Here is a 12,688-nt window from a genome sequence, read left to right as displayed (position 1 = left end):
CCGGGACGGTCAGGTCAGGTCGACCCAGATGGGGGACGACCAGGCCATCTCGCCGTCCGTCTGGTAGGCGCGGATGTAGTACCAGGTGGGCCGGTCGATCTGGTCTGTCCAGCGCAGCCGCTGCTCGCCGCCGCCCAGGCCGGTCAGTCCGCCCACGCCCGGCTGCAGATGGAAGCGCCCGTCAACGTCGACCGGCAGCTCGACCGCCGTGCCGCGCACCTTTCCGAGCGTGGTGGTCAGCTCGCCGTGTGCGGTCTTGACTCGTACGACAGCGTCGTCCGGCCCAAGGAGGGTGAGCTCGATGCCGCCGCGCTGCGCTCCGTAGGGTTCGCCGAAGCTCTTGGTCATCGCGGACCAGCTGACGGACTGCTCGCCGGCCTCGGTGATCTCCGGGCTCCAGTAGGGGGTTTGCAGAACTTTGCCGCCCTCGATGGCGAGGCTGCCGCTCCAGTCGGTGGTGGAGTGCCCCCGGCCCCACTCCAGCCGCAGGGACGCACTGGTCCACCCGGCAGGCAGCTGTGGGTCGGGGGCGAGGACGTGCACGGTTTCGCCGCCGCGGACGACGTCGATGCGGGCGATCTCGCCGTAGCCGCGTACGTACGCCTCCAGCTCGACCGGTCCGCTCGTCCGCGTCTCGCCTCCCATGAAGGTGTCGCCGATGCGGAAGTCCACCACGATGTCGCGGGTGGTGGCGGCGAACACCCGCCGGGCGTGCAGGGCTTCGAACACCGACTGCCGGTCCAGCCGTTCGGCGTAGGCGCCGACGTAGCTCGCGCCGTGACCGTGGTCGGAGGAAGCGATCAGCCCGTAGCGGTAGCCGCGGCGCAGGCCGTCCGCGACGAAGGTGCCGGGCAGTGTGCCGTCGGAATACTGGCGGAAGCAGCCGTCGTCCTCGTAATTGCCGCGGCATGCCTGAAACACCTCGACCAGGCGCATGGCCTCGGGGTCGTAGTAGTCCCAGTCGAAGGGGACCATCGCCGATCCGGGGTGGTGGGGGATGGTGATCGCCGGGAAGTCCGGGTGCCCACGCAGCTTGCTCCACAGCTCCGCGGGCGTCGCGGATCCCTCGGCGTACGAGGAGTAGATGGGCGCGCCTCGTTCGACCGAGCCGAAGATGACGTTCTGGTGGCCGGTCATGCCGGTCCACTCGAAGCCGTACAGCGGGATGAAGCGGTCGTCGATGCGGAACAGGTCGGCGATCTTCTGGATGTTCCACCACTGGTATTCACTGCTGTTCTCGGAGTGGTCGGTGACGGCCCAGAAGTCGTACTCGCAGATGTCCCAGGAGTAGCGGTAGAAGTCCTCCAGCGAGGGCTCGTCCCCGGAGGTGCACCGGCTGATGAGCGAATGCCGGTGCAGATCGCCCCAGTACAAGGAGAAGTCCCGGTCGCCGACCGAAGTCCGGTAACGGTCCCGCTCGGCGGCAACCCAGGTGCGCGCCTCACGCCGCAGGGCGCTGTGCACGACGGGAAGCCGGCGAACCGCCCTGGCCGGGCCACCGCTGCCCGGCACCACGGCGCTGCGTATCGTGCCGCTGCCGTGCATGCTGTGCCAGATGACCTCGCCTTGGTGTTCCAGCAGGAACGGGCACTCGCGCCCGCCGAAGCCCTCGGTCCACGTCAAGCCGCGTTCCTTGCGGCCGTCGGCCTGCCAGGAGACCAAAGCCCCGTCCGGCAGCGGGGCGAGGGCGACCTCCTCCATGGTCCCGTCGCTCCCTGCGTAGGTGGTGGGGGCCGACCAGCCGTCGGGGCCGAGGGTCTGGGTGGCGACCTCCCAGTAGTACGTCATCAGAGGCAGGCGACGATGGATTCGGTAGGCGAGGGTGAGACCGCCCTGGGCGTCCGCGACCAGACGCGGCAGGCCGCCGGGGACTATGTCCGTCTCGGGTGCCAGCTCGCCCTCGGCCTCGGCCACGCCGTCCTCGTCGACGCGCACCACGCGCAGCGACGCGGCGATCTCGGGCAGCAGCTCGGGCGGGACCGCATCGCCGCTCTCCCGCATACCCTCCGGCTTGAACGGCTCGGCCAGCTCCGCCGTGGCACGCAGCCGGGTCGGCCCGGAACCGCCATGGCCATGCACGGTGACTACGTCGAAGGCGCACCAGACGCCGCCGTCGGGCGTGGCAGCGAGACTGGGGTGGAGGGCGTAGTCGCTGCCGGAGCTGATCGGATGGATGTCGGACAGGGTGCCGTCGTCGTGGATCCGCCGCACCACGATCCGATAGGAGCCGTTGTGGTACTCGGTCCACGCGTAGGCGGTGCCGCCAGGCAGCGCCGCGGCGGACGGGTCCCAGACGTTGGCCGCGGAGCCGTCGCTCACCAGCCGAGTGTCCGACCACGTGCCGTCCTTCCAGCGCCGCGAGTAAATACCGAACCGGCCGCCGGTCCGCCCCTGCCAGCACACCTCGACCGTGCCGTCGGCGTGGGCGACCGCCTCCTGGTTGAATGACGGGTGCTCGGTGGTGCTCACCAGTTCCTCGGGCAGCCACCGACCCCCCTCGTACCGGCGCGCCCACACGCTCACGGCACTGTCGTCGGCCCGCGCGAAGCAGACCCAGGCGCGGCCGGCACGGTCGAACAGTGCGGTCGGACGGAAGCAGTCCGCGGGCTCCCCCGTCAGCGCCACCGGATCGGCGTCGGCTTCGGCTTCGGGGCCGGCCGCCACAACGGCGAAGACCCTCTCACCGACGTCCTTCTCCCATTCGATCCAGGTGTGCAGCACTCGCCCGTCGGCGGCGACCGCCACGGCCGGACGGGCCGCCGCCCCCGAGCCGCCGACGGCGCGGCTCCCGGCCCGACGGTGCCCGGCCAGCACGGGCGCGCGCTCCAAGGCCTCATCAGCCGCCCGTATGAACTCCGGCAGCCGGCCCGCGCCCTCGTCCACCCACATGTAGCGCATGGGATCGGGGTCTAGCAGCGCCTCCACCTCGGAAACGTCGTGGCAGGCGTCGATGGCTTCCGACAGCCGCCGGTTGAAGGCCAGGACGAGCTGCAGGTCGGCGCGCTGCTGCTCGGTGTACTCACCGCTGTGGTGATCCACTCCGCAGTGATGATGGTGATGATGGTGATCGTGTGTGTGTCCCAACGGACTCTCCTTCCGCTCACCACCGGCGGCCTCACCGGCAGTGCGTCGCCCGGGCGCGGTCAGTGCGGATCAGTGGCTCAGTCACAGATCCGCCCCGAACGCGGCGCGCGCCGGTCTCCGGCTTTCCCACCGCAGTTGCCCACGGCCGCGCCTGACGTGCCCCATACGCTCTCGAACCCGATCCGGCCGGACAACGCAGTGGAGGACCCGAAGGAGAAGAACCTTTCACCGTGGACGATAGAAGATTTCTCTTGCTTGTCATCCTCCGGCAGCGTCGGGAGCCGCCACCGGGCGCGCGGAGAACTCGCGAGCCACGTCGATGAACGCCTGCGCGGCGGGCGAGAGCGGCCCACGCCGCCACATCAGCCAGACGGGCCGGACCAACCGCGGACGGGTAGCCAGCGCCACGGCGCCGCGCCGGGCAGCGTCCTCGGCGAGCGAGCGCGGCAGCAAAGTCGCCCCCGCTCCAGCCAGCACCAACGGGACGACCGCGGCCTGATGCACCGTCTCCACCGCGATCCGCGGCCTCCTCCCCTCCGCGTCCAGCGCCTGATCCATCAGGGCCCGGGTCGCGGTGCCGCGCGCGGTAGCCACCAAATCCAGCTGGGCCACCTCCCTGAGTGCCACGGGTCCGGCCTGCGGAAAGCGGTCACACCGCGGCACCACCACCAGGACCTCCTGCCGGCACAGCTCCAGCGTCTCGACGGCCTTGCCGCGCGTCCTCACATCGGCCAGCCCCAACTCACACTCACCGGTGCGCACCATGTCCGCCACAGCGGCCGCGTTCGTCGGCTCGACGATGACGATGTCGATCGCGGGATGCCGCTGACGGAAAGCCCCGGCGAGCCCCGCCAGCGGGTCGACCGCCAGCGTCGTGGGCGTGACGATGTCCAGCTTGCCGCCCGCCAGTCCGGCCACGGTGCGCACCGCGGACCGAGCGGTCTCCAGATCGCGCATGATCTGCCGGGCAGGTTCCACGAACGCTTCGCCCGCCGAAGTCAGCGCAACTCCGCGACCAAGGCGATGGAACAGAGGGGTGCCCAGTTCCCTCTCCAGCAGGCGGATCGCGTGGGACAGCGACGGCTGCGCCACGCGCAGGGTGTGGGCGGCGCTGGTAAAGCTCCGGTGCGCGGCCACAGCGAGGAAGTACTCCAGCTGACGACGTTCCATAGATAAGTCCTATCGCTAGCCGTCGGCGGCGGGCTGGGCCTCGTTCTCCCGCGCGTGCCGCGCAGGAGCACCCCCGCGGCGGCTCCCCGCGCTTGCGGGCCCGCCCCTCCTGCTCCCGTCCGCACTCGACCAGCTGCTTCGGGGTTGCCGACGGTACGGCGCAGCATATGTGGCGGTCTGCCATGGCAATACGTGGCGGTGTACCAGCCGGCGGCGTCGGTGACGGAGACAGGCGCCCGACGTCCTCGCCTTCGGCGGTCAGTTCGTACTCGATGCCGGCCCCGCACAGCAGCTGGTTGATCTCCCACGGGTACAGGACACGTGCCGGGCCGTTGCGGGACTCCCAGTGGTGCCATCCGCAGCCGCCGTAGGAGTGGAAGCGCCACATACGGGGGCGGCTCACCAGGTCGTGGAACACCCCGATCAACCGGTAGAAGGCGGCAGCACGATCCGCCCGCGGCCGCGGCCGAGAGAAAGCGCAACCCGTCCCTCGGGTGTGATCCACCGGCCGAACTTCGCGGTGAACGACAGCGGCTGGTACTTCTTCTCCCGCCACGGCGCCCGCGCCTTCAGACCCAGGGCACGGTTAGCCCGGGAGATCGCGACCGCATCCCACAGGTCGTACGCGACGGCCTGCGCGATGTGGGCGTGCAATGGCCGGTCGTCGGACGGAAGTGAGGTGACGAACCGGTGGACGTCCTCTTTGCCGGGGGCTTCGCCCGCCTCTCACTGCCCTCGCAGCCAAACCACCGACCGATTCCGCAATCAAGCCGCCGCATGACAGGCGTCGTGGGCGCGCACATGGTCCGCCCGGTTCAGCCGGACGGCAACGATCGCGGTGCGGCCGACAAGGCCGGATTCCTTTCACGCTTTCACCGCTGCGAGGCGTGCGGCAACCGCCGGAGGTATCTTCTTCTCCGCCTCGGCGTTCCCAGACATTGCCACACCCCCTCATCGATTTCCGACGCCCACGGTCCCGGCACATGCACACGGCGCAACCGACACCACGGCGCGGCGCACTGCCTGCCAGGCAAGCACGTTGAAGGCTACGGCACACCACTGACAGCCGGCCGTCGAGCAGAAGCGGCGAAGCGAGCCCCGCCGCTGCGCGACTCCGGACTCGGGATGAGCTAACCCGGGGCGCAAACGCCCGGGCTTGCGCTCAAGATGACGGTCAATCATCCTCAACTGCGTCTGCAGGGCTTCGGTACCTGCTGTCGCGGTCAGCTGCCCCCGAGAGCAGGGGTGGGTGTGAAGCGCACCGGCAGTTCCGTCAGCCCCCGCAGCCAGGGCGAGGGACGCCGGGTCAGTGACTCGGCCGGAACGGCGAGGTCGATATCGGGAAGCCGGTCCAGGACGACCTCGATACCGGTCCTGGCGATCGCCTCGGCGATCTCCTGGGCCGGAAACGGGCAGCGGTGCTCTCCGTGGCCGAACGAGAAGTGGGCGCAGTTGCCGCCGGTGAGATCGGCGTCGACGGGGCGTACCTGCGGGTCGGAGTTGGCGCCCTGGAGGCCAAGGATCAGCAGGTCGCCGGCCTGGATGTGACGTCCGCCGAGGCGGGTGTCGCGCGATGCCCAGCGGCCGGCTGCGGTCTGAACGGGCGCGTCCTCCCAGAGCACCTCGTTCATCGCCTCGGCGACGCTGTTGCGGCCGCCGAAAAGGGACGCGGCGAAACGGCTGTCGGTGAGCATCAGCCGCAGGGAGTTGCCGATCCAGTCGGCGATGGGCGAATGGCCGGCCGTCAGCATCACTATGAGGTCCTGGATGATTTCTTCGTCGCTGAAACCTTTGCGGTCGGCCAACATCCGGGAGACCACGTCGTCGGCCGGTCTGGTCGCGCGGGCAGCAAGCAGATCCGCCATGGAGGTTGCCAGATGATTCTGGCCGGCGAGGGCGCGGTCACGGCCGTCGATCATGTCGTTCATGGCCGCGACCAGAGCCGGGCCATCCTCGTCGGGGAAGCCGTAGAGGCGGGCGAGGACCCGTACGGGCAGCAGCATGGCGTACTGACCGATCAGATCGGCGTTTCCCTTGGTACACACCGCATCGATCAACTCGTCCGCGAACCGCTCTGCATGCGAGCGCATTTCGTGGGAGTCGCGCGCTTCCAGGGCGTTGCTGATCATTGCGACGCGCTGACGGTGTCGTTCACCCACGGTGTACATGATCGACGGCAGATTGCGCCCGATCATAGGCAGCAGGGGCCAGTCGTCGGGGATCGTGTCCCACTGGTTCCACAGCCCGGAGTCGCGGCTGAAGAGCACCGGGTCGCTCGTGACCTGGTGCAGCTCGCGGTAGCCGAGCACGAGCCAGGCCGGTACGCCGCCGTCCAGCAGGATCGGGGTGACCTCACCGTGCTCGCGCCGCAGCTCTCGGTACAGCGGGCCGGGTTCGGTCTGGAAGCGGGGGCCGCTCAGCGGCACGGCGTCGGGGGTCACGTGAGCTCCTGCGGGGATGCAACGGCACGGGCCGGCTGGCCGCCGTACAGGTTCTTGACATGCTGAACGAGAGTGACGAGGACCTGCTTGCTGGACTGTCTGGAGCGGGCGTCGCAGTCGACCAAGGGCACATGCGCGTCGAGGTCGAGGGCCTCGCGGACGTGCTGATGCGGGTGGCTGGGGCCGCCGAAGTCGTTGCAGGCCACGATGAAGGGGGTGCCGTGGCGCTCCAGTCGGTCGATCGAGTACCAGCAGTCGTCGATGCGCCGGGTGTCGGCCAGGACGACGGCTCCCAGGGTGCCGGCGAACAACCGGTCCCAGAGGTACCAGAAGCGCTCCTGGCCGGGCGCTCCGAACAGGTACAGCACATTGCGCGCGTCGAGGCTGATCCGGCCGAAGTCGAAGGCTACGGTGGTCGCGGTCTTCCCACGCACCTCGCTGATGTCGTCGACTGCCTCACCGGCGCGCGTCATCGTTTCCTCGGTGCTCAGGGGGCGGATTTCGCTTACGGAGCGGACCATGGTGGTCTTTCCGACGCCGAAGCCTCCCACGATGACGATCTTCAGACCGTTGGTGGCGGAGGCACCCAATGGGTTGCGTACGTCAGAGGTTGCGGAGTCCAACGAGCACCTGTTCCAGGATGTCGGGGGCGGGAAGGGCCGAGGTCTGCGGATGGCGGGCACTGACCCGCCCGGAGGCGAGCAGATCCAACAGCAGGATCTTGGTGATGCTCACGGGGAGGCCGAGTTCTGCGGCGACCTCCACCACGGCGATGGGTGCCTGCGCCAACCTGAGGATCGTCGCGTGCTCCGACTGCATGCCGAGTGTGGGGCCAGACTCCGCCAGCACCAGCGTGACCAGGTCGAAGGGGTTGTCGGGACCCGACCAGCTGCGTCCCCCGGTGAGGGTGTACAAGCGGTCGGGGGCGTCGTCCCGGCCGGGGCGCTTCATGCGCTGCGGGGTGGGGCCGTCAGGTGTTCACCAAGCTGCTCGACGAGCTCGCTCATGTTGTGCCCGACGAGTCCGGCATCGGCTTCCTCGGTGGTGACCACGGCCAGATGGGCGCCGTCGCCGGCCTCCACGATGAACAGGGTTCCGCCGTAGAACTCGGTGATCGACGTGCGTACGCCTGCGCTTCCATCGCCGAACTCGACGGACGCGCCATGCGACAGCGACTGGATGCCGGCAGCGATTGCGGCGAGCTGATCGGCCTGGTCGACCGTCAGCTCGGGGGTACGGCAGAGTCTCAGCCCGTCGCGGGACAGTACCAGGGCGTGCCTGGCTCCCGGAGTGCGTTCCAGGAGCCCTTCTATGAGCCAGGTGAGCTTCTCGTCGGCGGTGGTCGTGCCTGTCATGAACTGGTTTCGCCTTCCAGGTGCGAGGGAGTCGAGCTGTCGGGAGTCATCGCGACGACGGTGGGGTACGCAGGTCGTCGGGGTCTGGCAGTGAGTCCTCCCCGGTGCTGGACGCCGTGCCGGCTGCCCGCACCGCCTGGCGGAAAGAGCTGAAGCGGGACGCACGGGAGCGGATGTCCTCGGCGTTGCCCGGGCGCTGCGCGACGCTCCGGGCGGACGCTCGTGCGCTTTCGGCGGCGGCCAGCGTACGGCCCCTTCGCCGTTTGGGCAGTCCCCCGGTTCCCTGCGGTGCGGTGTCCGTCGCATCGTCGCCAGGAAGGGCAGCTTCCGCGATCACCGTGTGGACTTCCGGCACACTCCGCGGGGCGCTGGGTAGGGGCGGGTCTGTGGCAGGGCGGCCTTCGGGCGACACGGTAGTGAGGATCTCCTGCGGGATGAGCACGAGCACTCCGGTGCCGCCCCGCGCGGAAGGCCGGAAGGAGACCTTGAAGCCGTGTTTCCGCGACAGGCGCCCGACCACGGCGAGACCGAGTCGTGTCCCGGTGAGACCGCCGAGTTCGGCCGCCTCACCGGACACGACCTGCTCGGCGCGGCGCAGTTGTACATCGCCCATGACGAGCCCGCTGTCTTCCACGGAGACGATGGCGCCTGCCGGGACCTCCTCGACGTAGATGTGCACCTCGGCGTTGGGAGGCGAGAAGTTGGTCGCGTTGTCGAGGATTTCGGCGAGTGCGTGCATGACCCCCTCTGCCGCGTGTCCGGCTACGGCCGTGTCGATCACGGAGTGCAGACGTATGCGCTGGTAGCCGCGGATCCGTCCCATGGCACCGCGCAGGACGGACTCCATGGCGATCGGGCGTGCCCAGCGTCGTCCGGAACGCGCACCGGCGAGTACGGCGATGGAGTCGGCGAGCCGACCGGCCTGGGCCGTGCGGTGGTCCAGGTGCAGCAGGTCGGCGAGCACGTCTTCGTCGGTGTGCCGCTCCTCCATGGCACGCAGGTCGGCGAGGGTGCCGGTGGCCAGCGCCTGCATACGAGCAGCTGCGTTGGCGGTCGCGGAAATCGCCAAGTCACGCTGTCCGGCGGCGCGGGCGAGTTCGCCGGAGAGCCTGTGCACCTCCGCGTCGAGCCTGGCCCGCTCGGCCGCGCCCTCCTGGGCCACGCGGGCCCTTTCTCTGGTGAACTCCTCGGCGAGACGGGCCCGTTCGTCCGCTGCGGCGTCGGTGTGCTGTTGGCGTTCCTGACGCCACCGCTGGGCTTGCAGGTCCCGCTCCCGCACGGCCCGCTCGGAATCGGCCGTCGCCGTGCGCAGCGCCACCCGGGCGATCCGCCCGGTGCGCAGCGCGTATACGGCGACTGTGACTGCCGCACACAGGAGAAGCACGGCGGCGCCACCGCCGTAGCCCACTACCCTCTGTGCCGCAGCGGGTACGGAACTGACGGACCATGCAACGGCGAGAGCAGACGGTGCCGCGGTGAGCAGGACTGCCAGGAGCAGTGAACGGACGGTGGATCGGTCACCGGGAGTGGCGGGCGCAGTCATCAATCGGTCCTCGGGAAGCCGCACGCGGGCGCGGCCCGTGTGTCGTTCTGAGAGAAATGTGCGCGTGAAGTTGTAGCCAATGGTCAACTGGCTGTCACTATACGAGGGTTTTCAGCCATGTCCAGAGAAGTGTTCTCTCTTTTATGTACTGATACTTCATGAGCGGACTTGCTGTCCGTAGAAGTGTCGGAGTGGTGGTGGACGAGGGGTGTTCCACGACCCCGACAAGCGATCGCCGTCTCGCGAGCGGCTCGGCATGGCGCCGGACAGCGGCATCCGGTCGAGCAGCGTGCCAAGCGGGCGCGCAGGCGAAGGTCGTGCCCCTCGCTGAGGACGAGTTGGTTCCCGGAGTCTCTTCGTGCGCCACGAACACGTGGGACGAAGCCTTCCAGCCCAGCGCGCCCCACGCCATAGCAGGCTCCACAACCGTCCAGCTCGTCGAGCTTGACGGTGTTCGGCTGCCCGGACCACAGCCCCGACGTCTTCCCCGTACTGATCACGACACCGCGTGCATCGAAGTGGCCCCACACGTCCTCGATGAACCACCGCAGGTTGCGGTCGGCACCATTGATCGGCCGCACCAGCCGCGGCTTCGGGCTCCGTCGCCAGGAGCCCTTGCCGTGCCGGACGTTGAGCTTGCGGAACCGCCTCAGTTCCCACCGGACATCGTCCGGGTTCCAGCATCCGAGCCTCGTTGATCAACAGCCTCACGTCCGCCGCCGGCCGGGCCACCGCGTAATTACGGGCGGCCGGGCCGAATTTGCGCCAGGTCACCATCTCCTCACGCCACCCGGCGAACGGCTCCTCGATCTCCGCTTCGCCGGGCGGGGTCCGCAACTGCGGTTCCACCGAGGCCCGCGGCCGGTTCATCCAGGACGGCGCCCACCCGCCTGCGGGAGATCGCCCACTCCTGCGATTCCTTCTCGGCCGCGGCCAGTTCGGCCTGGATGCGACCGGCTTCCTCACGCACCCCGTCGACTCGACGGCGAGCGGCGAGCTCGTTCCAGCAGTCCGACGACCGACGGCATCCGCAACCTCCCGGGGAACGACGACACGACACGCCACCACTCCCACCGGATCACCCGCCCTACGCCTGACCAGCGAACCCGCCGCCCTCGGATTCGGAACGACAACAGCCACTCACCCTCTACCAGGTCCTCGACACCCTCCAGGACGTCCTGAGGTGCTGGACCGGCAACTGCACAACCTGCCAACGGTCCTGCCCAGCAGGCCTCCAGCACGGCAAGACCGAGACAGACCTAACGGAGTCCTACCAGTGAACCGGCGAGCGGCCGGAGCCGTCGTACCAGCAAGGTGCTGCGCTCGGCCGCCACCAACCGGTGGGCACGTCACCTTCACCCAGGTCCTGACTGGAATGCACTGGCATGGCCCACCGGCAATGCCCAGCATCCAGCGTGCCGAAGGATAGCCACCCCCGTTTTTCACAGCGTCCATTTCCGGGCTTCGCCGGGCGGACACCTTCCCTCAGATTGAAGAGAGATCGCACGTAACCGATGAGCGATAGTCAAAGATTCCTCCACACATACCGCGCCGGGTCCGTGATGGCCGCCTCTGCCGAGCCGCACTCCCACCATGAGCGAGCAGGATGGTCGGCAACCACGCGGACCGGACACAAGGTTTTCCGGATGGCCGCCGCCGCGCTGACCGTCGTGCTGAGCACGCCAGGCGTGGCCGCCGCCGACTCGCCGAGCGCCAAGGACATCACGTACTACATCTCGCTCGGTGATTCGCTGGCCTCCGGCTACCAACCGGACGTCGACAAGGACGTGCCCGTCGCCTACACCGACCAGCTCTACCAGCAGCTGAAGCTGCGTCAGCCGGGGCTTGAGCACATACGCCTCGGCTGCACCGGGGAGACCACCGAATCGCTGATCAAGGGCGGGAAGTGTGACTACCCGAACGCCAAGTCCCAGCTGGACGCCGCCTTGAAGACCATGGCCAAGCATCGCGGCAAGGTCGACTACGTGACCATCGACATCGGTGCCAACGACATACGGGCATGCGTCGCCCCGACCGGTTCCATCGACAAGAGCTGTCTGAACGACGCCGCTCAGGGCATCACGAACAACCTGGCCCGGATCACGGGCGCTCTGCGCAAGGCGGGTGCGAAAGGCACCCAGTACGCGGGCGCGACGTACTACAACCCGTTCCTGGCGGCATGGCTCCTCGGCGATGCCGGGCAGAAGACCGCCAAGGACTCGGCTTCCCTGATCAAGGCTGCGAACACAGCCGTCTCGCAGGTGTACGCCGCCGCCGGCTTCAAGGCGGCGGACGTGGCAGGAGCCTTCTCCTCGGACGACTTTGACGACAGCCTCAATGTCCCCGGCTACGGCGAGGTGCCCGCGAACGTAGCCAAGATCTGCCAGCTGACCTGGGCCTGCACGAAGCAGGATCCCCACCCGAACCCCGCCGGCCACAGGGTGATCGCAGGCGCCTTCGCGGCGGTCCTGCCGATGCGCAACACACCTCAGCAGCCGGGGGGTCATGGCAGCCCCGAGCCGACCACCCCCGTCGGCTCCGCGGACCAGACCGGCGAGGCGAAGTCCGGGAACGGCGAGGGCGCCGACGCGAACAAGCCGAAGGCGGACGGCGGCCTGGCGGAGACCGGCTCGTCGAGCAGCACACCCGTCCTCGCGGGTACCGCTCTGACGGCCGTTGCTGTCGGTGCCACCGCGCTCTTCGTCGTGCGCAAGCGCCGGACATCCGACAACCTCTAGAGATCTCTAACGGCTGAGGTTACGGCGGTCGCAGGTCGAGCCCGGTCCTGGCGATGAGCCCTTCGATGAGGCGGGGGCGGTACTGCATCCGTTTCAGTCGCTTCTTCACCAACGCGGTGAGCTGGTCGAGGCTGGGTTTGGAGGGGTTGGCCAGGGACCTCTTCAGGTGGGACCGTGCAGGCGGCTTTGGCGGCCGCCTGTCGAGGACCCGCTTGCCGATCCGGGGCGCCGCGGTCCCGTGGTGCCCGCCCTTGCCGACGCGAGGTCCAGGAAGTCGCCCATGTCGCCGGGGTCGATCAGGAAGGATGGCGGTGACGGCGCCGGTGGAACCATCGTCCAAGTCCGCAGGGCGGGGAG

At 69.0% G+C, this 12,688-nt stretch carries 10 protein-coding genes and 1 pseudogene; 1 reads left to right on the top strand and 10 read right to left on the bottom strand.

What is annotated here, in order from left to right; genetic code table 11:
* Positions 1–9: 9 nt before the first annotated feature.
* The 10 genes and pseudogenes from AAW14_RS25775 to AAW14_RS25730 all read right to left on the bottom strand — a co-directional run bounded on the left by AAW14_RS25775 (position 10) and on the right by AAW14_RS25730 (position 10,563).
* The gene (locus AAW14_RS25775; RefSeq protein ID WP_265566315.1) at positions 10–3,039 is read right to left on the bottom strand and encodes a hypothetical protein; all 3,030 of its coding nucleotides are present in this window, start codon (positions 3,037–3,039) and stop codon (positions 10–12) included.
* A 303-nt stretch (positions 3,040–3,342) separates the two neighbouring features.
* Positions 3,343–4,254: a LysR family transcriptional regulator gene (locus AAW14_RS25770; protein WP_265566314.1), complete on the bottom strand. Its 912-nt coding sequence runs from the start codon at positions 4,252–4,254 to the stop codon at positions 3,343–3,345.
* Positions 4,255–4,483: 229 nt separating this feature from the next.
* Positions 4,484–4,690: pseudogene (locus AAW14_RS25765) on the bottom strand (hypothetical protein); the annotation flags it as partial.
* Positions 4,678–4,908 carry a hypothetical protein gene (locus AAW14_RS25760; protein WP_265566313.1) on the bottom strand — a complete coding sequence of 77 codons (231 nt, stop codon included), beginning with the start codon at positions 4,906–4,908 and terminating at the stop codon, positions 4,678–4,680. The pseudogene AAW14_RS25765 and the gene AAW14_RS25760, both read right to left, overlap by 13 nt.
* Before the next feature lie 569 nt (positions 4,909–5,477).
* Positions 5,478–6,695, bottom strand: a complete 1,218-nt coding sequence (locus tag AAW14_RS25755) for a cytochrome P450 (RefSeq protein ID WP_265566312.1) — start codon at positions 6,693–6,695, stop codon at positions 5,478–5,480.
* On the bottom strand, positions 6,692–7,318 hold the full coding sequence (locus tag AAW14_RS25750) for a GTP-binding protein (RefSeq protein WP_416223370.1): 627 nt from the start codon (positions 7,316–7,318) through the stop codon (positions 6,692–6,694). Before AAW14_RS25750 ends, AAW14_RS25755 begins: the two co-directional genes overlap by 4 nt.
* On the bottom strand, positions 7,299–7,646 hold the full coding sequence (locus AAW14_RS25745; RefSeq protein ID WP_265566311.1) for a DUF742 domain-containing protein: 348 nt from the start codon (positions 7,644–7,646) through the stop codon (positions 7,299–7,301). Before AAW14_RS25745 ends, AAW14_RS25750 begins: the two co-directional genes overlap by 20 nt.
* Positions 7,643–8,050 (bottom strand): roadblock/LC7 domain-containing protein, encoded by a 408-nt coding sequence (locus AAW14_RS25740; RefSeq protein WP_265566310.1) that lies wholly within the window; start codon positions 8,048–8,050, stop codon positions 7,643–7,645. Before AAW14_RS25740 ends, AAW14_RS25745 begins: the two co-directional genes overlap by 4 nt.
* 46 nt (positions 8,051–8,096) lie before the next feature.
* Entirely contained in the window at positions 8,097–9,434 is a 1,338-nt protein-coding gene (locus AAW14_RS25735; RefSeq protein ID WP_416223369.1) for an ATP-binding protein, read from the bottom strand.
* Between the two features lie 940 nt (positions 9,435–10,374).
* Positions 10,375–10,563, bottom strand: coding sequence for a hypothetical protein (locus tag AAW14_RS25730; RefSeq protein WP_265566308.1), 189 nt, complete (start codon positions 10,561–10,563; stop codon positions 10,375–10,377).
* 676 nt (positions 10,564–11,239) lie between these two features.
* On the opposite strand from AAW14_RS25730, the gene AAW14_RS25725 reads away from it, so the two are divergent.
* Positions 11,240–12,331, top strand: a complete 1,092-nt coding sequence (locus AAW14_RS25725; RefSeq protein WP_265566307.1) for an SGNH/GDSL hydrolase family protein — start codon at positions 11,240–11,242, stop codon at positions 12,329–12,331.
* Positions 12,332–12,688 lie beyond the last annotated feature (357 nt).

This window comes from Streptomyces hygroscopicus (genome assembly GCF_026168105.1).
In the GTDB taxonomy this organism is placed as follows: Bacteria; Actinomycetota; Actinomycetes; order Streptomycetales; family Streptomycetaceae; genus Streptomyces; species Streptomyces hygroscopicus_D.
This window is presented reverse-complemented; position numbering and strand designations above follow the sequence as displayed.